The 23033-nt window shown below is 68.3% G+C and carries 22 protein-coding genes; 18 read left to right on the top strand and 4 right to left on the bottom strand.

Annotated elements, in window-relative coordinates:
- Positions 1–44 precede the first annotated feature (44 nt).
- The 10 genes from FBQ73_RS19825 (at position 45) to FBQ73_RS19780 (ending at position 13455) form a co-directional block, all read left to right on the top strand.
- Positions 45–635: an ANTAR domain-containing response regulator gene (locus tag FBQ73_RS19825; protein WP_138401218.1), complete on the top strand. Its 591-nt coding sequence runs from the start codon at positions 45–47 to the stop codon at positions 633–635.
- A complete protein-coding gene (locus tag FBQ73_RS19820; RefSeq protein WP_138401217.1) occupies positions 632–1765 on the top strand; it encodes a CmpA/NrtA family ABC transporter substrate-binding protein in 1134 nt (377 codons plus the stop codon). Before FBQ73_RS19825 ends, FBQ73_RS19820 begins: the two co-directional genes overlap by 4 nt.
- Positions 1766–2196: 431 nt before the next feature.
- Positions 2197–3549, top strand: coding sequence for a CmpA/NrtA family ABC transporter substrate-binding protein (locus FBQ73_RS19815; protein WP_210236840.1), 1353 nt, complete (start codon positions 2197–2199; stop codon positions 3547–3549).
- 236 nt (positions 3550–3785) lie between these two features.
- Complete coding sequence (gene ntrB / locus FBQ73_RS19810) at positions 3786–4682, top strand: nitrate ABC transporter permease (RefSeq protein WP_138401216.1); 897 nt, start codon at positions 3786–3788, stop codon at positions 4680–4682.
- 36 nt (positions 4683–4718) lie between these two features.
- On the top strand, positions 4719–5513 hold the full coding sequence (locus FBQ73_RS19805) for an ABC transporter ATP-binding protein (protein ID WP_138401215.1): 795 nt from the start codon (positions 4719–4721) through the stop codon (positions 5511–5513).
- Positions 5514–5580: 67 nt separating this feature from the next.
- Positions 5581–6003 (top strand): globin family protein, encoded by a 423-nt coding sequence (locus FBQ73_RS19800; protein WP_012114520.1) that lies wholly within the window; start codon positions 5581–5583, stop codon positions 6001–6003.
- A 23-nt stretch (positions 6004–6026) separates the two neighbouring features.
- Entirely contained in the window at positions 6027–7247 is a 1221-nt protein-coding gene (locus FBQ73_RS19795; RefSeq protein ID WP_138401214.1) for an NAD(P)/FAD-dependent oxidoreductase, read from the top strand.
- A gap of 11 nt (positions 7248–7258) precedes the next feature.
- Entirely contained in the window at positions 7259–9022 is a 1764-nt protein-coding gene (locus tag FBQ73_RS19790; protein WP_138401213.1) for a NirA family protein, read from the top strand.
- Positions 9023–9109: 87 nt separating this feature from the next.
- Complete coding sequence (locus tag FBQ73_RS19785; RefSeq protein WP_138401212.1) at positions 9110–10744, top strand: sulfite reductase subunit alpha; 1635 nt, start codon at positions 9110–9112, stop codon at positions 10742–10744.
- A 32-nt stretch (positions 10745–10776) separates the two neighbouring features.
- Complete coding sequence (locus tag FBQ73_RS19780; protein WP_138401211.1) at positions 10777–13455, top strand: nitrate reductase; 2679 nt, start codon at positions 10777–10779, stop codon at positions 13453–13455.
- Positions 13456–13489: 34 nt separating this feature from the next.
- On the opposite strand, the gene ppa is transcribed toward FBQ73_RS19780, so the two are convergent.
- Both ppa and FBQ73_RS19770 read right to left on the bottom strand, forming a co-directional pair.
- Positions 13490–14032: an inorganic diphosphatase gene (gene ppa / locus FBQ73_RS19775; protein WP_138401210.1), complete on the bottom strand. Its 543-nt coding sequence runs from the start codon at positions 14030–14032 to the stop codon at positions 13490–13492.
- 52 nt (positions 14033–14084) lie between these two features.
- Positions 14085–14594, bottom strand: a complete 510-nt coding sequence (locus FBQ73_RS19770; protein WP_138401209.1) for a GNAT family N-acetyltransferase — start codon at positions 14592–14594, stop codon at positions 14085–14087.
- A 322-nt stretch (positions 14595–14916) separates the two neighbouring features.
- On the opposite strand from FBQ73_RS19770, the gene FBQ73_RS19765 reads away from it, so the two are divergent.
- The 4 genes from FBQ73_RS19765 (at position 14917) to folK (ending at position 17558) form a co-directional block, all read left to right on the top strand.
- Positions 14917–15234, top strand: coding sequence for a hypothetical protein (locus FBQ73_RS19765; RefSeq protein WP_138401208.1), 318 nt, complete (start codon positions 14917–14919; stop codon positions 15232–15234).
- Between the two features lie 202 nt (positions 15235–15436).
- Positions 15437–16093 (top strand): peptide-methionine (S)-S-oxide reductase MsrA, encoded by a 657-nt coding sequence (gene msrA / locus FBQ73_RS19760; protein ID WP_138401207.1) that lies wholly within the window; start codon positions 15437–15439, stop codon positions 16091–16093.
- 143 nt (positions 16094–16236) lie between these two features.
- On the top strand, positions 16237–17073 hold the full coding sequence (folP, locus tag FBQ73_RS19755) for a dihydropteroate synthase (RefSeq protein ID WP_392567245.1): 837 nt from the start codon (positions 16237–16239) through the stop codon (positions 17071–17073).
- On the top strand, positions 17070–17558 hold the full coding sequence (gene folK / locus FBQ73_RS19750; protein WP_138401206.1) for a 2-amino-4-hydroxy-6-hydroxymethyldihydropteridine diphosphokinase: 489 nt from the start codon (positions 17070–17072) through the stop codon (positions 17556–17558). Before folP ends, folK begins: the two co-directional genes overlap by 4 nt.
- Before the next feature lie 57 nt (positions 17559–17615).
- On the opposite strand, the gene FBQ73_RS19745 is transcribed toward folK, so the two are convergent.
- Positions 17616–17822: a CsbD family protein gene (locus FBQ73_RS19745; RefSeq protein ID WP_012114510.1), complete on the bottom strand. Its 207-nt coding sequence runs from the start codon at positions 17820–17822 to the stop codon at positions 17616–17618.
- A gap of 97 nt (positions 17823–17919) precedes the next feature.
- On the opposite strand from FBQ73_RS19745, the gene meaB reads away from it, so the two are divergent.
- Both meaB and FBQ73_RS19735 read left to right on the top strand, forming a co-directional pair.
- Positions 17920–18906 (top strand): methylmalonyl Co-A mutase-associated GTPase MeaB, encoded by a 987-nt coding sequence (gene meaB, locus FBQ73_RS19740; protein ID WP_138401205.1) that lies wholly within the window; start codon positions 17920–17922, stop codon positions 18904–18906.
- A 9-nt stretch (positions 18907–18915) separates the two neighbouring features.
- Positions 18916–19602, top strand: a complete 687-nt coding sequence (locus FBQ73_RS19735; RefSeq protein WP_138401204.1) for a pyroglutamyl-peptidase I family protein — start codon at positions 18916–18918, stop codon at positions 19600–19602.
- Between the two features lie 18 nt (positions 19603–19620).
- Here FBQ73_RS19735 and FBQ73_RS19730 read toward each other — a convergent pair whose 3' ends face one another.
- Positions 19621–20910, bottom strand: a complete 1290-nt coding sequence (locus tag FBQ73_RS19730) for a sensor domain-containing diguanylate cyclase (protein ID WP_138401203.1) — start codon at positions 20908–20910, stop codon at positions 19621–19623.
- Between the two features lie 238 nt (positions 20911–21148).
- On the opposite strand from FBQ73_RS19730, the gene FBQ73_RS19725 reads away from it, so the two are divergent.
- Both FBQ73_RS19725 and FBQ73_RS19720 read left to right on the top strand, forming a co-directional pair.
- Positions 21149–22072 (top strand): sulfite exporter TauE/SafE family protein, encoded by a 924-nt coding sequence (locus tag FBQ73_RS19725; protein WP_138401202.1) that lies wholly within the window; start codon positions 21149–21151, stop codon positions 22070–22072.
- The gene (locus FBQ73_RS19720; protein WP_138401201.1) at positions 22069–22839 is read left to right on the top strand and encodes a TIGR02186 family protein; all 771 of its coding nucleotides are present in this window, start codon (positions 22069–22071) and stop codon (positions 22837–22839) included. The genes FBQ73_RS19725 and FBQ73_RS19720 overlap by 4 nt, the downstream gene beginning before the upstream one ends.
- The last annotated feature ends 194 nt before the right edge of the window (positions 22840–23033 follow it).

The following is a 23033-nucleotide window of genomic DNA, read 5'->3' as shown; positions in this document are numbered from 1 at the left end:
TGCGCGGCTCCGTCCCGCCGCACCTGCCAATGCTCCGGACCCTCATGGCGAATGATCTCTCGCTGCGGATCGTGATCGTGGACGAAAGCCCCGTCCGCGCCGCCATTCTGGAGGAAGGCCTGAAGGAGGCCGGCTTCCAGAACGTGCTGCGCATCACCGGGCGCACCAACCTGCTCGAGCGCATCTACGCCATCGACCCGGACGTGATCCTCATCGACCTCGAGGACCCTTCCCGCGACACCATCGAGCAGATGTTCCAGGTGAGCCGCGAAGTGAAGCGCCCCATCGCCATGTTCGTGGACCAGACCGACTCGAAGACCATCGAGGATGCCATCGAGGCCGGCGTCGCCTCCTATGTGGTGGACGGCCTGCGCAAGGACCGGGTGAAGCCGATCCTGGAGACCACCATCTCCCGCTTCCGCGCCTTTGCCCGGCTCAAGGCGGAGCTGGAGGAGGCGAAAAGCCAGCTGGAAGAGCGCAAGGTGGTGGACCGCGCCAAGATGATCCTCATGAAGATGAAGGGCATCGACGAGGAAACCGCCTACGGCCTTTTGCGCCGCACCGCCATGAACGAGAAGAAGCGCATCGCCGACATCGCCCAGTCCATCATCACCGCCGCGGAGCTCCTGCGATGAGACGGCTCGCCATGGGGTTCATCCCCCTCACCGACGCGGCGGTGCTGATCGCCGCCGCCGAGCGCGGCTTCGCCATGGCGGAGGGCATCGAGATCGAGCTGCACAAGGAGGTGTCCTGGGCCAACATCCGCGACAAGGTGAATGTGGGCCTGCTCGACGGCGCCCACATGCTGGGCCCGCTGGCCATCGCTTCCTCGCTCGGCCTCGGCCATGTGCGGGTGCCGCTGGTGGTGCCGTTCGCGCTCAATCTCAACGGCAGCGCCGTCACCATCGACAAGCACGTCTACGCTGCCATGGCCGAGGTGGGGGAAGACCTCTCAACCGCCCCCGGCGCGGCGCAGGCGCTGGGCAAGGTAGTGCGCCAGCGCAAGGCCGAGGGGCGTGACCCGCTCACCTTCGCCTCGGTCTATGCCTTCTCCACCCACACCTATCTGCTGCGCCACTTCCTGACCGGCGGCGGCATCGATCCGGACCGCGACGTGCGCTTCGTGGTGGTGCCGCCGCCGTTCATGGCCGAGAGCCTGCGCGGCGGGCTCATCCACGGCTTTTCCGTGGGCTCGCCCTGGAATTCGGTGGCGGTGGAGGCGGACGTGGGGCGCATCGCGGTCTTGGGCGCGGAGATCTTCGGCTGGGTGCCGGAAAAGGTGCTGGGGGTGCATGCCCGCTTCGCCAATGCCGAGCCCGAGCTGCTGCACCGCCTGGTGCGCGCGCTTTACGCCGCCGCCCGCTGGTGCGAGGACCCGGCCAACCACGACGACCTCGCCCGGCTGCTCGGCGAGCCGCGCCACCTCAACCTGCCCGCCGACGTGCTGAAACGCACCCTGGACGGCCGTCTGCATTCGGCGCCCGGCGGCCGGCTGCGCGCCCATCCGGACTATCTGGTGCTCAACCGCGACGGCGCCAACCGGCCCGAGCGCGACCATGCCCTGTGGATGTATGCCCAGATCGTCGCCGCCGGACAGGGCGAGTTCGCCGCCGACGCGGCGCGCGAAGCCATGGGCGTGTACCGGCCGGACATCTTCGATGCGGCTGTGGGCCCGGTGCCGGTGAAGCATCCGGAGCCCGATTGCGTCGCCACCCAGTTCGGCGCCGTGTTCGATGCGCGGGCGTTCCTTGGGGGCGGGAGCTAGCCGCACAGGCAGGACCTTTGGCCGTGTCACTCCGCCGTCAGGCCCGGCCATGACGGTCCTGGAACACTTAAAGACCGCTACAAACCGTTTCGACGCTGCCCGCTTCGCACCCACCGCAGCGCACAATTTGAATGCAAGTGCATCGCACCGCTGCGCAGTCACAGGGCAGGAATTGCTGATGCCTGAATTTTCACCATGTCATAAATAGTGTAATTTCAAACACATAACCCCTCCCCGCCTCTTGGCCCGCCGTTTGCATTGGTAATCCCCAAGCGCGGTCAACGAGGATCGCGCCCCCCATAAAATCGTCCCAATGACGGGACCCGCAGCAAAGCCGCTGACACCGATGGCCTCTGGGCCGGTCGTGATGTCCTGCGGCTTTTTTTGTTTCGGGTCCCCTCTGCGCCGTCCGCCGATCCAGAGGAACCAAGATGAGCGACGCTTCGAAGACCAAGTCTGCTGCGACGACCCAGTCTCCCGCCGCCGAAGGCATGTCCCGCCGCTCGCTGCTGAAGGGCACGGCGGCCACGCTGGGCACCGCCGCGCTGTTCGACGCCGTGCGCATGGCCTTCCCCGGCGGCGTGCCGTCCGCCTATGCAGCCGCGCCGGAAACCACCAAAGCGATCCTGGGCTATATCGCCCTCATCGACGCCTCGCCGCTGGTCATCGCCAAGGAGAAGGGCTTCTTCGCCAAGCACGGCGTGCCGGACGTGGAAGTCAACAAGCAGGCCTCCTGGGGCGCCACCCGCGACAACCTCGTGCTCGGCGGCGAGAAAAACGGCATCGACGGCGCGCACATCCTTTCGCCCATGCCCTACCTGATCTCCGCCGGCAAGGTGACACAGAACAACGTGCCCACCCCCATGGTCATCCTGGCGCGCCTCAACCTCGACGCCCAGGCCGTCTCGGTTTCCAACGAATACAAGGACCTCAAGGTCACCACCGACGCCAGCGCGCTGAAGGCCGCCTTCGCCAAGAAGAGGGCCGACGGCAAGGAAGTCAAAGTCGCCATGACCTTCCCCGGTGGCACCCACGATCTGTGGATCCGCTACTGGCTGGCCAGCGCCGGCATCGATCCGGACAAGGACGTCTCCACCATCGTGGTGCCGCCGCCGCAGATGGTGGCCAACATGAAGGTGGGCACCATGGATGCCTTCTGCGTGGGCGAGCCGTGGAACGAGCAGCTGGTGAACCAGGGCATCGGCTTCACCGCCTGCACCACCGGCGAGATCTGGAAGAACCACCCCGAGAAGGCGCTCGGCATGCGCGCCGACTTCGTGGAGAAGAACCCCAACACCACGCGGGCCATCCTCAAGGCGGTGATGGAAGCCCAGCAGTGGTGCGACAAGATGGAAAACAAGCAGGAGCTGGCCGAGATCGTCGGCAAGCGCCAATGGTTCAATGTGCCCGTCGCCGACATCATCGGCCGCCTGAAGGGCGACATCAATTACGGCAACGGCCGGGTTGAGAAGGGCACCGACCAGTACATGAAGTTCTGGAAGGACCATGCGTCCTATCCCTTCAAGAGCCACGACGCCTGGTTCATCACCGAGGACATCCGCTGGGGCAAGTTCGAGCCCTCCACCGACATCAACGCCCTCGTCAACAAGGTGAACCGCGAGGACATCTGGCGCGAGGCCGCCAAGGAACTCGGCGTCGCCGCCGCGGATATTCCCGCCGGCACCTCGCGCGGCAAGGAAACCTTCTTCGACGGCAAGGTCTTCGATCCCGCCGATCCGCAGGCCTACCTGAAAAGCCTCGGCATCAAGCGCGTCGAGGCCTGAGCACGGCGCGCCCCCTCTCCCGCCCGAACTCGGCTGTTGCCGAGTTCGGCACCGAAAGGCCGAAGCCGGAAACATCCGGCTTCGTGCGGGAGAGGGTTGGGGAGGGGGCAGGCCCTCTTCATCCCCAAGCACCGGTGAGGGCGGATGCGCCGCAGCCCCCTCCCTGCCCTCCCCCGCAAGCGGGAGAGGGTGTCCGCCCCGAACATATGACACGCCCCGAACCGGAGCCCTGCCCCATGTCCGTCACCGCATTGAAAGAGCCGCCCAAAGAGGCCCGGCGCTCCGGGAGCGCCGCCGTGGTCCGCCTTGCCGCCCCCACCACCCCGGCGCGCCCCTCGCGCTGGCCGGGCTATGCCAAAAGCGTCGCCGTCAGCGTCCTCCCGCCGCTGGTGATGGTGCTGCTTCTGGGCCTGCTGTGGGAGCTTTTGTGCTCCGGCCCCGGCGCCACCCTGCCGCCACCGAGCCGCATCTGGGCTGACTCCAAGGATCTGATCCTCGATCCCTTCTTCGTCGCCGGCCCGCAGGATATCGGCCTCGGCTGGCGCGTTTTGGTCTCGCTCCAGCGGGTGGCGGTGGGCTTCGGCCTGGCGGCGGTGGTGGGCATCCTGGTCGGCGCGGTGATCGGCCAGTCGGTATGGGCCATGCGCGGCCTCGACCCTATCTTCCAGGTGCTGCGCACGGTGCCGCCGCTGGCCTGGCTGCCCATCGCGCTGGCCGCGTTCCGCGACTCGAACCCCTCCGCCATCTTCGTGATCTTCATCACCGCCATCTGGCCGGTGATCATCAATACGGCGGTGGGCATCCGAAATATCCCGCAGGATTACCGCAACGTGGCGCTGGTGCTGCGGCTGAACCCCATCGAATTCTTCTGGAAGATCATGCTGCCCTCGGCGGCGCCCTACATCTTCACCGGCCTGCGCATCGGCATCGGCCTGTCGTGGCTCGCCATCGTTGCTGCTGAGATGCTCACCGGCGGCGTCGGCATCGGCTTCTTCATCTGGGATGCGTGGAACTCCTCCCGCCTGCCCGACATCATCGTGGCCCTCGTCTACATCGGCGTGGTCGGCTTCGTGCTCGACCGCCTCGTGGCCGGCGTCGGCTCCTTCGTCACCCGTGGCACCCAGGCGTCCTGAGCCCTGCGTCCTGACCGCACTTTCGAGGAGCATCCCATGCCCGCCTATCTCGAGCTGAGCCAGATCGGAAAGAGCTTTTCCCGCGGCGCCGCCACCACGGAAGTGCTGCGCGACGTTTCCCTCGACATCGCCAAGGGCGAATACATCTCCATCATCGGCCATTCCGGCTGCGGCAAGTCCACCTTGCTCAACATCGTCGCCGGCCTCACCCCGGTGACCACCGGCGGTGTCATCCTCGACGGCAAGGAAGTGAACGCTCCCGGCCCCGACCGCGCGGTGGTGTTCCAGAACCATTCCCTGCTGCCCTGGCTCACCGTCTACGACAATGTGCGCCTCGCGGTGGACAAGGTGTTCTCCGGCACCCGCTCCCGCGCCGAGCGGCACGACTGGACCATCCACAACCTCGATCTGGTGCAGATGGGCCATGCCAGGGACAAGCGCCCCTCGGAAGTCTCCGGCGGCATGAAGCAGCGCGTGGGCATCGCCCGGGCGCTGGCCATGGAGCCCAAGGTGCTGCTGCTGGACGAGCCGTTCGGCGCGCTGGATGCCCTCACCCGCGCCCATCTGCAGGACAGCGTCATGCAGATCCACGCGAGCCTCGGCAACACCATCCTCATGATCACCCACGACGTGGACGAGGCGGTGCTGCTCTCCGACCGCATCGTGATGATGACCAACGGCCCCTCCGCCCGCATCGGCGAGGTGCTGGAAGTGAACCTGCCGCGTCCGCGCAAGCGGCTGGAGCTGGTCACCAACGCCACCTACCTGAAGGCCCGCGAGGCGGTGCTGAAATTCCTCCACGAGCGCCACCGCTACGTGGAAGCGGCCTGAGGCCTCTTTTCAGAGCGGGCCGGTGCGCCCGCTCCCCTCGCCCTTTTTCAAAGCCACGGAGATTGCCATGACACCGACCCAGATTGATCTGGTCCAGGCCAGTTTCGCCAAGGTGGCGCCCATCGCCGATACGGCGGCGGGTCTGTTCTACGGCCGCCTGTTCGAGATCGCGCCCGAGGTGAAGCCCCTGTTCAAGGGCGACATGACCACCCAGGGCCAGAAGCTGATGGCCACCCTCGGCGTGGTGGTGGCCGGCCTGAAGGACCTGCCGCGCATCGTGCCCGCCGCGCAGAACCTCGCCCGCAAGCATGTGGGCTACGGCGTCAAGACCGAGCATTACGCCCCCGTGGGCGCCGCCCTGCTGTGGACGCTGGAACAGGGCCTCGGCGCCGATTTCACCCCCGAGGTGAAGGCGGCATGGGCGGACGCCTACGGCCTCCTCTCCTCCGTCATGATCGCCGCCGCCGAAGCCCCCGAGCCGGTGGCCTGAGGACAAAGCCAAAGGACACGCACATGAGCGAGCCCCTCCTCATCATCGGCAACGGCATGGCGGCGGCAAAGCTCTGCGAGGAGCTGAGCCAGCGGGCGCTCGGCCGCCATGCGGTCGCGGTGATCGGGGCGGAGCCGCACCTCGCCTATAACCGGGTGTTGCTCTCCGAGGTGCTCGCCGGCCACATGACCGCCGCTGACGCGCAGATGAAGCCCGCCTCCTGGTGGCGCGATCGCGGCGTGACCCTGCAATACGGCACCCCCGCCGCCGCCATCGACCGCGCCCAGCGCGAAGTGGTGCTGGCGGACGGGCGGCGCCTGCCCTATGCGCGCCTCGTGCTCGCCACCGGCTCGCATCCCATCCGCCTGCCGTTGCCGGGGATGGACCTCGATGGCGTGCACACCTTCCGCGACCTGAAGGATGTGGAGGCGCTGCTTGCCGCCGCCGCCGTGCCCGGCACGCGGGCGGTGGTGATCGGCGGCGGGCTCTTGGGCCTGGAAGCCGCCGTGGGCCTTGCCGGTGCGGGGGTGAAGACTTCCCTCGTCCATCTCATGGACCGGCTGATGGAGCGCCAGCTCGATCCCGCCGCCGCCGGATTCCTCAGGCGGGCGGTGGAAGCCAAGGGCGTCGAGGTGCTGCTTCAGGCCGCCAGCGACGCCATCGAGGGGGACGCGCACGGCCGCGTCACCGGCCTGAGGCTCAAGGACGGGCGGGTGGTGGAGGCCGACCTGGTGGTGGTGGCCTGCGGCGTTATCCCCAATGCGGACCTTGCCCGCGCGGCGGGGCTGGAGGTGAAGCGCGGCATCGTGGTGGACGATACCCTTGCCACCTCCGATCCCGCCATTTGCGCCCTCGGCGAATGCGCCGAGCATCGCGGCATCGCCTATGGCCTCGTGGCACCGGCCTATGAGCAGGCCCGCGTGCTCGCCCGCCGGCTGGCGGGGGAAGAGGCGCGCTACGACGGCTCGGTGGTGGCCACCAATCTGAAGGTTTCGGGCGTCCCCGTCTTCTCGGCGGGAGACGTCACCGGCGGCGAGGGCACGGAAGACATCGTGCTCACCGACCGGGGGCTTGGCGTTTATCGCCGGCTCATCGTGAAGGACGGGCTCCTCGTCGGCGCCGTGCTGTTCGGCGATACGGCGGACGGCCTGTTCTATCTCGACCTCATCACCCAACGCACCCCCATCACCGCCATGCGCGCCGATCTCGCCTTCGGGCGGGACGCCATCGCCGCAGCGGCCTGAGGAGAGACACCATGGGCGGCGATTTTTCCATCGACCAGAAGCGCTATCTGGAAGGCTTCGTCTCCGGCGCCAAGGCCGTGCAGATCACCCGCGGCGCCGCGCCTGCGGGTGCCCCGGCGGTTGCCGCTGAGCCCACCGGCCCGGATGCGGCGGGGCTCAAGGCCATGGCCCGCTTCGAGGCACAGGGCAAGAAGCTCTCGCCGGAGGAGAAGGGCAAGCGCGAGGAATTCGGCCTTGATTCTTACCCCCGCATGAAGGCGGCCGCGCAGGACGGCGTGTTCCCCAAGGGGCCGGACGTGTTCCGCTGGAAGTTCCACGGCCTGTTTCATGTGGCACCGGCGCAGGACAGCTTCATGTGCCGCATGCGGATTCCCAACGGCATCCTCACCCACTGGCAGTTTCGCGGCGTGGCCGACATCGCGGCCGCCCACGGCGGCAACTACAGCGACGTGACCACCCGGGCGAATTTGCAGATCCGCGAGATCCCGGCCACCGACGGCATCGCCGTGCTGGAAAAGCTGGTGGATCTCGGCCTCACCGCCAAGGGCGCGGGGGCGGACAATATCCGCAACGTAACCGGCACCCCCACCGCCGGCATCGACACGCAGGAACTCATCGACACCCGCCCGCTGGCGAAGGAGTGGCACCACTACATCCTGAATAATCGCGACATGTACGGCCTGCCGCGCAAGTTCAACGTGGCCTTTGACGGCGCCGGCACCATCGGCGCGCTGGAGGACACCAACGACATCGGCTTCCAGGCGGTGGAGGTGAAGGACGGGTTCGGCGTCGCGCCGGGCATATGGCTGCGGCTCGCGCTGGGCGGCATCACCGGCCACAAGGATTTTGCCCGCGACACCGGCATCGTGGTGCGGCCGCTGGAGGCGAGCGAAGTGGCCGCCGCCATCGTGCGCGCCTTCATCGACACCGGCGACCGCACCGACCGCAAGAAGGCGCGGCTGAAATACGTGCTCGACGCCATGGGCTTCGACGGCTTCCTCGCGCTGGTGGAAAAGAAGCTCGGCCGCCCCTTCACCCGCCTGCCGGGCGAGGCGATAGCGCCCCGCGCCGAGGCCGACCGCCTCGCCCATCTCGGCGTCCATCCCCAGAAGCAGCCGGGGCTGAACTATATCGGCGTCGGCCTGCCGGTGGGCCGCATGAGCGTGGAGCAGATGCACGGCCTCGCCGACATCGCCGCCCGCCTGGGCGACGGCGACATCCGCCTCACCGTCTGGCAGAATTTGCTGATCTCGGGCGTTGCCGACGCGGACGTGGCGCAGGCGTGCACCGCCATCGCCGCGCTGGGGCTGTCCACCCAGGCGACGCCGCTGCAGGCCGGGCTTGTGGCCTGCACGGGGTCGAAGGGCTGCCGCTTCGCCGCCGCCGACACCAAGGGCACGGCCCGCGCCATCCTCGCCCATTGCGAGGAACGCCTCGACCTCGACGGGCCAGTGAACATCCATGTCACCGGCTGCCACAACAGCTGCGCCCAGCATTATATCGGCGATATCGGCCTCATCGGCGCGCGGGTGGCCATCAATGACGATGGCGACACGGTGGACGGCTATCACCTGTTCGTCGGCGGCGGCTTCGGCGCGGACGCCGCCATCGCCCGCGAACTCTATCGCGACGTGAAGGCCGAAGACGCCCCCGTGGTGGTGGAGCGCCTGCTGAAGAGCTGGCTCGCCCACCGCGAGGAGGGCGAAGCCTTCGCCCCCTTCACCCGCCGCATGGACCCCGACGCGCTGAAGGCGCTGGCGGAGGCGACGGCATGAGGGCGCTTGTTGATCCGAGCGGCCGCTCGGCGGCCTGACGCAAGACTTCGCGCCGCAGGCGCGCCATCCGACACCGAGACCACAGCCATGAGCCTCCAGACCCGCATTCCCGTTGTGCCCGTCCTGCCCGACAGCGCGCCCTTCACCGGCGAGCAGCGGGCGTGGCTGAACGGCTTCTTCGCCGCCATCCTCTCCGCCGATCAGGTCAGCGCTCCCACCGCCCTCTCGGCGGGCGACGCGGCGGCGCTGATGCCCGACATGCCCGCCCCGGCTGCGGAAGCAGAAGATGACGGCGCACCCTGGCACGACCCCGCCATGCCGCTGGCCGAGCGCATGGCGCTGGCGGAAGGCAAGGCCCTGCCCCGGCGCATGATGGCGGCCATGGCCCAGCAGGATTGCGGCCAGTGCGGCTATGTCTGCGAGACCTACGCCAAGGCGCTGGCCGATGGCGCCGAAAGCAAGCTCAACCTCTGCGCCCCCGGCGGCAAGGAGACCCTGCGCATGCTGAAGCAACTGGCGGAGGAAACCACCACCCCGGCCGCCAAGCCGGCCGCCGCCCCCGCGCCCTCCGCCGCCGTCTCCTACGCCCACGAGCCCCACGCCCCGGCGGCCCTCGGCACCCGCGAAAATCCCGGCGAGGTGACCTTCCTCGGCCGCACCCGCCTCAACAAGGACGGCTCCGAGAAGGAGACCTGGCACATTGAGTTCGACCTTGCCGGCTCGGGCATCGACTATGTGGCGGGCGACAGCTTCGGCGTGTTCCCGGTGAATGATCCGGACCTGGTGGCGGCGGTGCTCTCAGCGCTCCACGCCCCCCCGGATTTCCCCATCGCCGACAAGACGCTCGGCGAGGTGCTCTCGCGCGAGGTGTGCCTGAAATCGGCCCCCGACGCGCTGTTCACCCTCATCTCCTACATCACCGGCGGCGAGCGCAAGGCCAAGGCCCGCGCGCTGGCCTCCGGCGAGGACCCGGACGGCGATGCGGCCACCCTCGACGTGCTGGCGGCGCTGGAGAAATTCCCCGGCATCCGTCCCGATCCGGAGGCTCTGGTGGAGTGCCTGGAGCCGCTTCAGCCCCGGCTTTATTCCATCTCCTCCAGCCCCACGGCGACCCCCGGCAAGCTCACCCTGACGGTGGACGCGGTGCGCTACGAGCAGACCGGGCGCACCCGGCTCGGCGTTGCCTCCACCTTCCTCGGCGGCCGCATCGCGGCGGGCACGCGCATGAAGGCCTATATCCAGAAGGCCCACGGCTTCGCCTTGCCGGCCGACCTCTCCAAGGATGTGATCATGGTGGGGCCGGGCACCGGCATCGCCCCGTTCCGCTCGTTCCTGCATGAGCGGCTCGCCACCAAGGCGCCGGGACGCAACTGGCTGTTCTTCGGCCACCAGAAGCGCGACACGGACTTTTTCTACGAGGACGAGCTGAGCGGCCTTCAGGCCTGCGGCACCCTCACCCGGCTCGACACCGCATGGTCCCGGGACGGCGCCGGCAAGGTCTATGTGCAGGACAAGATCCGCGCGGCAGGGCCCGAATTGTGGGCGTGGCTTGCGGCCGGCGCGCACTTCTACATCTGCGGCGATGCCAAGCGCATGGCCAAGGACGTGGAAGCCGCCATGGTCGCCGTCGCGGCGGAGCATGGCGGCCTCTCGGCGGAGGCGGCGGCCCGCTTCGTGGCGGACCTGAAGACCGCCGGCCGCTACCAGGCCGACGTATACTGACCCCGGACAGCCTCAGGCAGGATCGGCCCCCCATGAACGCGCCTCTCGCCTCGCCCCCCTCGGTGAAGACCACCTGCCCCTATTGCGGCGTCGGCTGCGGGGTGAAGGCGACGCCGGACGGCCTCGGCGGCGCCCTGGTGGAGGGCGATGCCGCCCACCCCGCCAATCTCGGCCGGCTGTGCTCCAAGGGCGCGGCGCTGGGGGAGACGGTGGGGCTCGACACCCGCCTGCTCCATCCCCTGGTGCGCGGGGCAGACGGAGCGCTCACCGGCGCGACGTGGGACACCGCCCTCGACCGCATCGCCGACGGGCTGAAGAGCGTGCGCGACGCCCACGGTCCGGGGGCCATCGCCTTCTATCTCTCCGGCCAGTTGCTGACCGAGGATTATTACGCCGCCAACAAGCTGGCCAAGGGCTTCCTCGGCACCGCCCACGTGGATACCAATTCGCGCCTGTGCATGTCGTCCTCCGTGGCCGGGCACAAGCGCGGCTTCGGCTCGGACACGGTGCCGGGGTCCTATGAGGACCTGGAGGCGGCGGACCTCATCGTGCTGGTGGGCTCCAACACCGCCTGGTGCCATCCGGTGCTGTTCCGCCGCATGGAGGCGGCACGCAAGGCGCGGGGCACGAAATTCATCGTCATCGATCCCCGCCGCACCGAGACGGCGGCGGAAGCCGACCTGCATTTGCCCCTCGCCCACGGCACCGACGCCCTGCTGTTTTCCGGGCTGCTCGCCCATCTGGCGCAAAGCCCGGCCTTCGACGCGACCTATGTGCGCGACCACACCACCGGCTTCGACACCGCGCTCGCCCACGCCCGCGCCGTGACCCCCGACGCCGAGGCCACCGCCCGCGCCTGTGGCCTCGACGTGGAAGACGTAGCGCGCTTCTTTGCCCTGTTCGCGGACACCGCGCGCACCGTGACCTGCTATTCGCAGGGGGTGAACCAGTCGATGGCGGGGACCGACAAGGTCAATGCCATCCTCAACTGCCATTTCGCCACCGGCCGCATGGGCCGCGAGGGCATGGGGCCGTTCTCGCTGACCGGCCAGCCCAATGCCATGGGCGGGCGCGAGGTGGGCGGGCTCGCCAACCAGCTGGCGGCCCACATGGGCTTTTCGCCGGAGGAGGTGGACCGTGTGCGCCGCTTCTGGGATGCGCCCCATATGGCCACCCGCGAGGGCCACAAGGCGGTGGACCTGTTCGCCGCCATCGGCCGGGGCGAGATCAAGGCGCTGTGGATCATGGGCACCAACCCGGCCGTCAGCCTGCCCGAGGCGGACGGCGTGCGCGCGGCATTGAAGGGCCTCGACCTGTTCGTGCTGTCGGAGAACGTGGCCGTCAACGACACCGCCCAATGCGCCCCCCACGTGATGCTCCCCGCCGCCGCCTGGGGCGAGAAGGACGGCACCGTCACCAATTCCGAGCGGCGCATTTCCCGCCAGCGGCCCTTCCTCGCCCCGCCCGGCGCGGTGAAGCCCAATTGGTGGGCGCTGGCGCAGGTGGCGGCGCGCCTCGGCTTCGGCCCGGCCTTCGCCTGGCGCGGGCCGGCGGACATCTTCCGCGAGCACGCGGCGCTCTCCGGCTTCGAGAATGCCGGCACCCGCGATTTCGACATCTCCGCCTTCGCCGACCTGTCGGATGCGGCCTATCAGGATTTCAACCCGGTACAGTGGCCGGCCCCGCACGGACGGCCCGAAGGCACCCAGCGGCTGTTCGCGGACGGCTGCTATTTCACCGCCGACCGGCGCGCCCGCTTCATGGCGCCTGCCCCAGTGGAAGCGGCGCGGGGGAGCGACGCCTTCCCCTTCCTGCTCAACACCGGCCGCATCCGCGACCAGTGGCACACCATGACCCGCACCGGCCTCTCCCCCCGGTTGGGCTCGCACATCCTGGCGCCGTTCGTGGCCGTGCATCCGGACGATGCGGCGCCCCTCAGCCTTGCGGACGGCGCGTTGGCGCGGGTGGCGAGCGCCCATGGCGCGGCGGTGCTGGAGGTGAGGATCGATGCCGGGCAAAAGCGCGGCACCCTGTTCGCGCCCATCCACTGGAGCTCCGCCACCTCGTCCCACGGGCGGGTCGGCCCGCTGGTGCATGCGGTGACCGATCCCCTCTCCGGCCAGCCCGATTCCAAGGCGACCCCGGCCACCCTCGCGCCTTATGCCGCGCCGTTCGAGGGCTTCGTGCTGTCGCGGCGTCCGCTTCAGATGCCGCAAGGCCTGTGGTGGGCGCGTGCGGCGCTGGAGGGCGGTTTTGGCTGGCGCATGGCCGGCAGCCTCGGGCCGGACGACTGGGCGCAGTGGGTGAAGGCGGAAGGTCCTGCCGACGTGGCGGAGCTGGTGGACGCACCGTCCGGCCTCTACCGGGCTGCCGCCTTCGATGGGGACGGGCGGCTGGATTTCGCGGTGTTCGTGGGCACGGCGGGCCGGCGCGTGGCGTGGGATGCGCTGAAGGGCCTGCTTGCGGAAGACACCGTCTCCGCCGCTGACCGGCGCACCCTGCTGGCGGGCCGGCGGGCGGGGGCTGCGGCCGCGTGCGGGCCGCTGGTGTGCGCCTGCTTCAGCGTGCCACGCGACGCCATCACAGGCGCCATCCGCGCCGGCGCGCACGATGCGGCCATGGTGGGGGAAAAGCTCAAGGCCGGCACGAACTGCGGCTCGTGCCTGCCCGAGATCCGCCGCCTCCTCGCGGAGACGACGGTACCGGCCTGAGGGCAGGTCTTCCCCGCCCCCGGGAAGGAAAGCCTCAGCCTTCCTTGCCTTCGGCCTTGGCGCGCTCGATGCCTTCGAGGATCATTTTGTGGGCTTCGGCGGCATCGCCCCAGCGCACGATCTTGACCCACTTGTTGGGTTCCAGATCCTTGTAATGCTCGAAGAAGTGCTCGATCTGCTGGAGCGTGATGTCCGGCAGGTCGGAATAATTGCTGACCTTGTCGTAGCGCTTGGTGAGCTTGGACGAGGGCACGGCGATGATCTTCTCGTCGAGACCGCCTTCGTCCTCCATCAGCAGGACGCCTACGGGGCGCGCGCTGATCACGGCGCCGGGCACGATGGCGCGCGTATTGGCCACCAGAACGTCGCAGGGATCACCGTCACCCGACAAGGTGTGCGGAATGAAACCGTAGTTCCCCGGGTACCGCATGGCGGTATAAAGGAAACGATCGACGAAGAGCGTGCCGGCAGCCTTGTCCATTTCGTATTTAATGGGCTCGCCGCCGATGGGCACCTCGATCACGACGTTCACATCGTGGGGCGGATTCTTGCCGATCGGGATCGCATCGATGCGCATATGACACTCGCTGGAAGGCTACGGTCCGCGCAGGCGGTTGCCCACGCGGACGCTACCGCTGCCAAGCGAACGCGATCTTGTCCAGCGTTTTCGATCCGAACTGCTCCGTGGAGGATGCGACCGGTTGCCCCCCCAAGGCCCGATAGAAGCCCACCGCATTCTCGTTTTCGGCGAGCGCCCAGACCACCAAACCATCGAGCCTTGCAAGACTTAGGTCCCGGCGGGCCGCCGAAAACAGCCGCTGGCCAAAACCGAGGCCCTGATACAAAGGTTGTAGGTAGATTTCATAGATCTCGCCGCCATAGGGCAGGCTCTTGGCGCGGTTGCCACCGTAATTCACATAGCCGGCGAGATCATCGCCCACCAGCAGCACGGAGAGCCGGCTACCGCGCCGGATCGCGGCATCCCACCAACGCGGCCCGCGCCGCTCCACCATGCGCTCAAGCTCGACGCCGGGGATGAGGCCACGGTAGGCCGTGCGCCAAGCCGCGTCGTGAACCGCCGCGATCGCCTTGGCGTCGGCCGGCTTGGCCCTGCGGATTTCGATGAGGCCCGTGCTCATGACGTGATGGAAGCATTCCCCGCGCCCGGCTTCAAGGGGCAATGGCGCGCAGGGCCACGGTACCACCCGGCCGGCTGGGGACGGCGGGGGTGGGGGCGGGCCTGATTGGCGAGCCACACCTACCTGCCCAAACCGCCGCAGCTCCCTCCCCCGCAAGCGGCAGAGGGAGCTGCGGCGGTACTCAATCGGAAAGCGGGCCTCACCCCAGCGCTCCCATCCGACACACCCCCGCACCGAGGGGCGTGCAATCTTGTGCGATCCCGCCTAAATGGGATTGGCCGGGCGCGCAGCCCGCAGACGCAAGGGAGCCGAGCGCCCACCCATGATCCGCTTCCTGTTCCGCTTCATCGGATTCTGGCTTGTGGCCGGGGGCTTCGTCGCCCTCATTGTGGATGGCACACGCTCCATCGCGGCCTCCGCACTGGTGTTCACCTCCACCGGCGATGCCTGGTTCGCGCTGTCGCCCGGCACGCTGGAGCAGGCGGAACGATCCGGTCGCACCGGCCTGCCGCTCATCTGGAACAGCGCCATCCTACCGCTTCTGTCCCTGCCAGCCTTCCTGCTGCTTGTGGTGGTGGGGCTCATCCTGCTCGCCCTCGGCCGGGTGCGCGAGCGCTCGCGCTTTGAAGTTTCACGCTAAAGCGTTTTCGAGCGAAGTGGACACCGGTTCGCGTGAAGAAAGCGCGTCACCGCGGTAGAACGAGAGGAGCCCCCTCGCGGAAACGGCGGGCACATCCCATATTGGGGATCCGGCCCGGCTTGCCGCCGGCGCTTTCCTTCAAGCCCCATTCGCGCGCGACGGGTCCGATGCCCGGCGCGGCGCCCCCGCGAGGAGCCCCGCCATGTTCTGGCTGAAGAAATCCCTCGACCTGCCCACCAAGGCCAATGCCCTGCCCGGCCGCAGCACGCCGGTGCCCACCGCCGAGGCCCATTCCGTCAACGGCCACGCCCTCAAGGGCCCCTACCCCGCAGGGTTCGAGACCGCCGTGTTCGCCCTCGGCTGCTTCTGGGGCGCCGAGCGCAAGTTCTGGCAGACCCCCGGCGTGTGGGCGACCGCGGTCGGCTATGTGGCCGGCATCACCGAGAACCCCACCTACGAGGAAGTGTGCTCCGGCCGCACCGGACACACCGAGGCGGTGCTGGTGGTCTATGATCCCAAGGCCGTGAGCTATGACGAGCTGGTGCGGCTGTTCTTCGAATCCCACGATCCCACCCAGGGCATGCGCCAGGGCAATGATGTGGGCACGCAGTACCGTTCCGGCATCTATGTGACCGACGCCACCCAGCGGGTGGCGGCGGAAGCGGCCAAGGCCGCCTACGAGCCGGCGCTGAAGGCCAAGGGCTTCGGCCCGATCACCACCGAGATCGTGGACCTCGGACCGTTCTATTTCGCGGAAGGCTACCATCAGCAGTATCTGGCCAAGAACCCGGCCGGTTATTGCGGCCTCGGCGGCACCGGCGTCTCCTGCCCCATCGGCACCGGGGTGGCGGCGCAGTAGTTTCTCAGGCACGGCAGCAGCACAGCTGTTCACACAGGGCACGGCGCAGGCCGTGCCCTGCTTCGTTTCAGCCCCCTGTTGCAAAGGCGGGCGCCGCGCGGTTCATTGGCCCTCCCCTTGATCGTGCCCAGGTTCGCCCCTCCTTGCCCGCTGCTCCCTCCCGCACCCTTCTCGCCCGTGGCCGCGCCCTCGCGCTCGGCCCGCGCACCCTTGTCATGGGCATCCTGAACGTGACGCCCGATTCCTTCTCCGACGGCGGCGCCAGCGCCGCGCCGGACAGCGCCCTCGCCAACGCCCGGCGGCTGGTGACCGAGGGCGCGGACCTGCTGGACGTGGGCGGCGAATCGACGCGGCCGGGCCACACCCCGGTGGAGGCGGAGGACGAATGGGCGCGCATCGCCCCGGTGATCGCGCCGCTGGCCGCCGAGACCGGAGTGCCCATTTCCGTGGACACCTACAAGGCGTCTGTCGCGCGGCGGGCGCTGGAGGCGGGGGCGGTGATCGTCAACGACGTGTGGGGATTTTCCCGCGATCCCGACATGGCGAAAGTGGTGGCGGAGTACGACGCCGCAGCCGTCATCATGCACAACCGAACCGAAGTCGATGAAACCCTCGATATCGTCGCCGATATGCTGGACTTCTTCGAGAAAGCTCTCGATACGGCCGACAAGGCCGGCGTGAAGCGCGAGCGCCTGGTGCTCGACCCCGGCATCGGCTTCGGCAAGAGCTTCCCGCAGAACCTGTCCGCCATCCGCAGGCTTGAAGAGCTGCGCGTGCTGGGCCTGCCGATCCTGCTCGGCGCCTCGCGCAAGTCATTGATCGGAAAGGTGATCGAGACCATTCCGGCGGAACGCCTGCCGGGGACCATCGCCTCCAACGTCATCGCCATCATGGCCGGGGTGGAGATCATCCGTGTGCATGACGTGGCCGCCCATGTGCAGGCGGCGCGCGTCGCCGAGGCCATCCGGGACGCCTCGTGACCAGCCGCACCGCCTACCTGTGCCTGGGCTCCAACGTGGGCGACCGGGCCGCCACCATGGGGCTGGCGCTGGGTGTGCTGGCCCGCGCCGGGCTGACCATCGGCGCCCGCTCCTCGCTCTACGAGACGCCGCCCTGGGGGCCGATCCCGCAGGGGCCGTACCTCAACCAGGTGGTTGAAATCCAAAGCCCCGTCCCGCCCCGCAGCCTGCTGTTCCTGGCCCTTTCGGTGGAGCGGATGCTGGGGCGCGACCGGCCCCACGAGGTGCGCTTCGGGCCGCGCCGCATCGACATCGACATCCTGTTGTTCGCCAACGAAAATATCGCCGAGCCGGACCTGGAGATCCCGCATCCCCGGCTGCTGGAGCGCGCCTTTGCTCTGGTACCCCTGACCGAGATCGCGCCAGATATCGTGGTCGGCGGCGTGCGCGCGGCCGATGCGCTGGCGCCGCTGGATCGCAGCGGCATCGAGAAGGTAGACGCTTGAAAACGCATGAAAAAGCCCCGCGCCGGGTGGCGCGGGGCGGTTCCGAAAGGTCCGCAATCACATGGTGCGGATGTTGGTGGACCAGGTATCCACCTGGCGCTTCACCTCATCCTTGGCATAGCCGTAGCGCTCCTGCAGCTTGCCTTCGAGGATCTCGCGGTTGCCGTTGATTTCGGTCATGTCATCGTCGGTGAGCTTGCCCCACTGCGCCTTGAGATTGCCGGTCATCTGCTTCCAGTTGCCTTCAATGCGATCCCAGTTCATGCGTTCGTCCTCCATAGGAGTGGAATGATGCTGGAAGAACGTTCACGCTGACGCACAGGTTCCGGATTAAAACTTTTGCGGAACGGGGGAACCAAACATGACGGCACGGCACGAGGACGACGAGAAGCTTGCGCAGGGTGTCGCCAAAGGTGAGCGGGCGGCGCTGGCGCGGGCCATCACCCTCGTCGAATCGCGCCGCACCGATCACCGCCGGCGGGCGCAGGTGCTGCTGCAATCCCTGCTGCCGCGCACCGGCGGCGCCTTCCGGGTCGGCATCACCGGGGTGCCGGGGGTGGGCAAGTCCACCACCATCGACGCGCTTGGAACCTATCTGACCCAGCAGGGCCACAAGGTGGCGGTGCTGGCGGTGGACCCCTCCTCCACTCGCACCGGCGGTTCCATCCTGGGCGACAAGACCCGCATGTCCCGCCTTGCGGTGGACCCCAACGCCTTCATCCGTCCCTCGCCCTCCAGTGGCACGCTCGGTGGCATCGCGGCCAAGACGCGTGAAACCATGCTGCTGTGCGAGGCCGCCGGCTTCGACGTGGTGCTGGTGGAAACCGTGGGCGTCGGCCAGTCCGAGACCGCGGTGGCCGATCTCACCGACACCTTCCTGGTGCTGATGCTGCCGGGAGCCGGCGACGAATTGCAGGGCATCAAGAAGGGCGTGCTGGAGCTGGCCGACATCGTGGCCGTGAACAAGGCGGACGGCGACAACATCACCCGCGCCCGCGCCGCCGCCGGCGAATATCGCACCGCCCTGCACCTGCTGGGCGCCCGCCTGCCCCATTGGTCGCCGCCGGTGCTGACCTATTCGGCGCTCACCGGGGCCGGCATTCCCGAGGTGTGGGAACAGGTGCGGCTGCATCGGACCAAGTGCGAGGCGGCGGGCACCTTCGCCGCCACCCGCCGGGCCCAGCAGGTGCGCTGGATGTGGACCCTGCTCAATGAGCGCCTCGCCGAAAGGGTCACCCACGACCCGGCAGTGAAGGCCCGCCTGCCCGCGCTGGAGCAGGAGGTGGCCGCCGGAACCCTCGCCCCGGCGCTGGCGGCGGCGGAGATCGCCGGCCTCATCGGGTTGTGAGGGCCCGCCGTGGCGCGCCCGCTCCGCATTCTGGTGACGGCGTTCGGGCCGTTTGCGGGCGTGCCGGTGAACCCCTCGCAGCGCGCCGCCATGGACCTGCTGCGGCTGAAGCGCCCGGCGCTCTCCGGCGTGGAGATCACACTCAGTATCCTGCCCACGCGCTGGGATGAGCTGCCACGCCTGGACGCGCTGCTGCGGGAGCGGGCGTTCGACGCCGTGCTGCTGCTGGGCGTCGCCAGCCGGCGCCGGCGGGTTTGCCTTGAAACCCGTGCGGTGAATGCGGCCCGCGACTTCCCGGATGCGGCCGGCCGGCATCCCCCGGAGCGGCGCCTTATGACCCAGCAGGCGGATGTCCTCGCCTCCACGGCCCCGGCGCTGGCGTGGGTGGCGGCCCTGCGGCGCGCGGGCATCGCCGCCTCGGCGTCCCTCGACGCCGGCCGCTATCTTTGCAACGCCGCCTATTTCCACGCGCTCGCGGCCACGCATGGGCAATTGCGGGGAAACGGCGCCGTGGCGCCGGTTCTCTTCATTCACCTGCCCGGACGTTCCGGGGTTCCGCGCAGCGCCTCCCGCTCCGGCCTCGCGCGGGCGCTTTGCGGCCTGCTCGTCGCGCTGGTCGCGGAAGCGCGGCGCCGCAATGCCATCGACCGCCGGCTGCGACCGGAACACGGAGGGTCCGGCGCAAGCCCCGCCTGACCGCGACCGACAGGCTGTTCAGGCGCGCTGAATCTCGATCCGGTCGCGGCCGCGCTTCTTGGCCCGGTAAAGGGCCTCGTCGGCTTGCCGCATGGCCGAGGCGATATCCACGTCGCTCGCCGTCTTCACCGCGCAGATGCCCATGCTCACCGTGAGCCGGCTGAGATCGGGATGCACCTGGGCCCACGGCTCCATGCGCACCGAGCGGCGGATGCCCTGGCCGATCGCCAGCGCCTCCTCGGCGGTGGCGTTGGGCAGGAGAATGGCGAATTCCTCACCGCCGTGGCGGGCGGCAAGGTCGTCGGCCCGGGTCACGGCGCTGCGCACGGCCGCAGCGATGCGCCGCAGGCACTCGTCGCCGGCGGCGTGCCCGAACCGGTCGTTGACCGCCTTGAAGTGGTCGAGATCGATGATGACCACCGCCAGGGGCGTGCCCGTCTCGCCGCACGCCTGCCAGGCCCCGGCGATGGCCTTTTCGAACCCGCGCCGGTTGGCAAGGCCGGTAAGCACGTCTGTGGCGGCGATGGCGGACAGCTCCGCCAGGGCGCGTTCCAGCGCAGCCTGCTGGCGCTTCAGCTCGGTGATGTCGGAGTGGGTGAAGTAACCGATGCCGGAGGCCGTGCGCCGGGCGATGACGCGGCGCCAGCGGCCCCCGGGCAGTTCCACCTCGAACGGCGCGCCGACGAAATGCAGGCTGTCCTGCACGAAGCCGTCGGACCAGCGTTCCGGCTGGTTGACCTTGGCCCAGGCGTCACGCACCACGTCCTGGAGCGTGGCCCCGATGACCGAATGGCCTTCCGGAACATCATAAAGAATGCGGAACTCGTCATTGGTGGCGATGATGCGGTCATTCTGATCAAGCACCATGGCTCCGTCGGCGATATGGTCAAGCAGGTCGATGGGAAAACTGTCCCAGCTGCCGGGACGCATATGCTGCGGCTCCTCGTGCAGGTGCTGCCAGACGCGCAGGCGCAGTCCCTCCGGCGTCGGCAGCGAGGCGACGCGCAGCCGTCGGCCGAGGTGGGTGAAGACGAACGGCCGCGACTGCGCCCTGTGGCGGGCGATGCCCTCCTCCACATAGCGATCCATGTGACGACGCTCGTCGCCTTCAAGCCGGCTGTCGTAGAAGCGGCGAAGATTTTCCCGGTAGGGCTCGCCGCAATGAACATGGCCTGCATGCTCGGGAAAGAAACGCAGGAAGCAGTCGTTCCACACCAGCGTGCGATCGTCCGCGTCAAACAGGCATATCGCGATGTCGATGGAATCGAGCAAACCGCCGATGAAACCGTACGTCTTTAGATTTGGCACCCGACCCGTCCTGTTCGCCGCCTTCTATCCCGGGACATATGGTCCGAAGGTCACATCCCTTAGGGCCACCCAAACCGAACGTACGGTCAAGGTGTTCGTGTCAAGGTACTATGGTGATCTGCGCACGCAACTTGCCGAGCGCAGACGCATCCATTTGCCCGATGGGCCCGCATCAGCTTTCATCCGTCAAACTCCAGCCGTATAGGCAGGGACGCCGCGCGCCAGCGAAAGTTCCCCCGTGACCATCTACCTGCCCATCGCCGAGCTTCCGATCGCCATCTTCACCGTCTTCGCAATGGGGCTGGCGGTGGGCTTCATCTCGGGCATGTTCGGCGTCGGCGGCGGCTTCCTGATGACGCCACTCCTCATCTTCACCGGCGTGCCGCCAGCGGTGGCGGTGGCGAGCGTGTCGCCCTACATGGCCGCCTCATCGTTTTCCGGCGCCCTTTCCTACTGGCGCAAGGGCATGATGGACCTGCCCCTCGCCGGCGTGCTGCTGACCGGGGGCCTGGCCGGAACCCTGGCCGGCGTGCTCCTGTTCCTGTGGCTGCGGATGATCGGCCAGGTGGACCTTGCCATCCGCATTTCCTACACGCTGCTGCTTGGCGCCATCGGCTCGCTCATGCTGGTGGAGAGCCTGAAGGCGATGGTGCGGATGCGGCAGGGCCTGCCGCCCACGGTGCGGCGCCCCGGTACCCGGGCCTGGTTCATGCGGCTGCCGCTGAAGATGCGGTTCCGCCGCTCACGCATCTATGTGTCGGCGCTGCCGGTGATCGGCATCGGCTTCATCATCGGCCTGCTCGGGGCGGTCCTCGGCGTGGGCGGCGGCTTCATCCTGGTTCCCGCCCTCATCTATTTGCTGCGGGTGCCGACCCAGACCTCGGTGGGCACATCGCTGGTGTTGACCCTCGTGACCATGGCAGCGGCGACCGTGCTCCATGCCGAGGCCAACGGCACCGTGGATGCGGTGCTGGCCTTCGTGCTGATGGTGGGCGGAACCATGGGCGCCCAGTTCGGCGCGCGGACCGGCCAGACCCTGAAGGCGGAACACCTGCGCTTCCTTCTCGGCATCCTGGTCCTTTCGGTGGCGGTGCGCGTCGCCGTCGATCTCGTCAGCCGGCCGGCGGACACCTTCGCCATCACTCAGGAGGCGCAGCCGTGAAGACATGGAGCGGCGCGGCGCTTCTCGTCCTGCTGAGCGCGTTTGCCGTGATGCCGGCGCGGGCCGACCGGCTGGTGGTGTCGGTCTCGCAGCCCCAGGTGCGGATCACGTCGAGCTTCACCGGCGCGGAGCTGGTGGTTTTCGGCGTGGCCGAGGCCCGGAATGGCGATGATGGCGCCATCGATGTGGTGGTGACCGTGCGCGGGCCGGGTGAGAGCTTCACCACCTGGCGCAAGTCGCGGGTGCTCGGCCTGTGGGTCAATTCGGACAGCCGCACCTTCGTGGAGGCCCCGGCATTCCTCGCCGTGCTCTCCAGCCGACCCACCACCCAGATCGCCAGCCCGGAAACGCTGCGGGTCGAGCAGATCGGCCTCAACTACAACATCCTGGTCCAGCGCGTGGGACCGGACTTTGCGGATGTGGTGCCAAGCGACCCCTTCCGCACCGCCTTCCTGCGGATCCAGACCGCCCAAGGCGTCTATCGCGAAGACCCTCAGGGCGTCGCCTTCCTCGCGCCGCGCGTTTTTCGCGCGGAAGTGGGCATTCCGGGGACGGCACCGCTGGGGCGCTACACGGTCGCGGTCAAGGTCTTCCAAAACGGGACTGTTTCCGCTACGGAACTTTCCAGTTTCGATGTGAACAAAACCGGTTTCGAGCAAAAAATCGCAGAATTCTCCCAGAGCGATGGTTGGTTGTACGGTCTCGCGGTTGCATTGGGTAGTCTCGTGGTGGGCTTTGTCGGCAACCTGTTGTTCCGTCGCGACTGAAGACCGCTCGGGAGTGCGGGAGCGCAACCCGCGCTACAACCATTCATTTAGCAATATGCGCGGACGCGGTTACCGATAACGGGCTTTGTCGGCCGCCGTCTCATTTTTTTCTTGAAACTGCTTTTTTCCAAGGTCACACAAGAGCAAGTGTCACATCACGAATAAGCTACCTCCAGCCCGATTGGCCGGATCGG

Source organism: Xanthobacter autotrophicus, from assembly GCF_005871085.1.
Lineage (GTDB): Bacteria > Pseudomonadota > Alphaproteobacteria > Rhizobiales > Xanthobacteraceae > Xanthobacter > Xanthobacter autotrophicus.
Note: the sequence above shows the minus strand (reverse complement) of the source record. Positions and strands in the feature narration are given on the sequence as shown.

What these genes read in the sequence shown, in the direction of transcription:
- FBQ73_RS19825 (WP_138401218.1), top strand. Translation starts at nt 45, where the DNA reads ATGGCGAATGATCTCTCGCTGCGGATCGTGATCGTGGACGAAAGCCCC.
- FBQ73_RS19820 (WP_138401217.1), top strand. Translation starts at nt 632, where the DNA reads ATGAGACGGCTCGCCATGGGGTTCATCCCCCTCACCGACGCGGCGGTG.
- FBQ73_RS19815 (WP_210236840.1), top strand. Translation starts at nt 2,197, where the DNA reads ATGAGCGACGCTTCGAAGACCAAGTCTGCTGCGACGACCCAGTCTCCC.
- ntrB (WP_138401216.1), top strand. Translation starts at nt 3,786, where the DNA reads ATGTCCGTCACCGCATTGAAAGAGCCGCCCAAAGAGGCCCGGCGCTCC.
- FBQ73_RS19805 (WP_138401215.1), top strand. Translation starts at nt 4,719, where the DNA reads ATGCCCGCCTATCTCGAGCTGAGCCAGATCGGAAAGAGCTTTTCCCGC.
- FBQ73_RS19800 (WP_012114520.1), top strand. Translation starts at nt 5,581, where the DNA reads ATGACACCGACCCAGATTGATCTGGTCCAGGCCAGTTTCGCCAAGGTG.
- FBQ73_RS19795 (WP_138401214.1), top strand. Translation starts at nt 6,027, where the DNA reads ATGAGCGAGCCCCTCCTCATCATCGGCAACGGCATGGCGGCGGCAAAG.
- FBQ73_RS19790 (WP_138401213.1), top strand. Translation starts at nt 7,259, where the DNA reads ATGGGCGGCGATTTTTCCATCGACCAGAAGCGCTATCTGGAAGGCTTC.
- FBQ73_RS19785 (WP_138401212.1), top strand. Translation starts at nt 9,110, where the DNA reads ATGAGCCTCCAGACCCGCATTCCCGTTGTGCCCGTCCTGCCCGACAGC.
- FBQ73_RS19780 (WP_138401211.1), top strand. Translation starts at nt 10,777, where the DNA reads ATGAACGCGCCTCTCGCCTCGCCCCCCTCGGTGAAGACCACCTGCCCC.
- ppa (WP_138401210.1), bottom strand. Translation starts at nt 14,032, where the DNA reads ATGCGCATCGATGCGATCCCGATCGGCAAGAATCCGCCCCACGATGTG.
- FBQ73_RS19770 (WP_138401209.1), bottom strand. Translation starts at nt 14,594, where the DNA reads ATGAGCACGGGCCTCATCGAAATCCGCAGGGCCAAGCCGGCCGACGCC.
- FBQ73_RS19765 (WP_138401208.1), top strand. Translation starts at nt 14,917, where the DNA reads ATGATCCGCTTCCTGTTCCGCTTCATCGGATTCTGGCTTGTGGCCGGG.
- msrA (WP_138401207.1), top strand. Translation starts at nt 15,437, where the DNA reads ATGTTCTGGCTGAAGAAATCCCTCGACCTGCCCACCAAGGCCAATGCC.
- FBQ73_RS19745 (WP_012114510.1), bottom strand. Translation starts at nt 17,822, where the DNA reads ATGAACTGGGATCGCATTGAAGGCAACTGGAAGCAGATGACCGGCAAT.
- meaB (WP_138401205.1), top strand. Translation starts at nt 17,920, where the DNA reads ATGACGGCACGGCACGAGGACGACGAGAAGCTTGCGCAGGGTGTCGCC.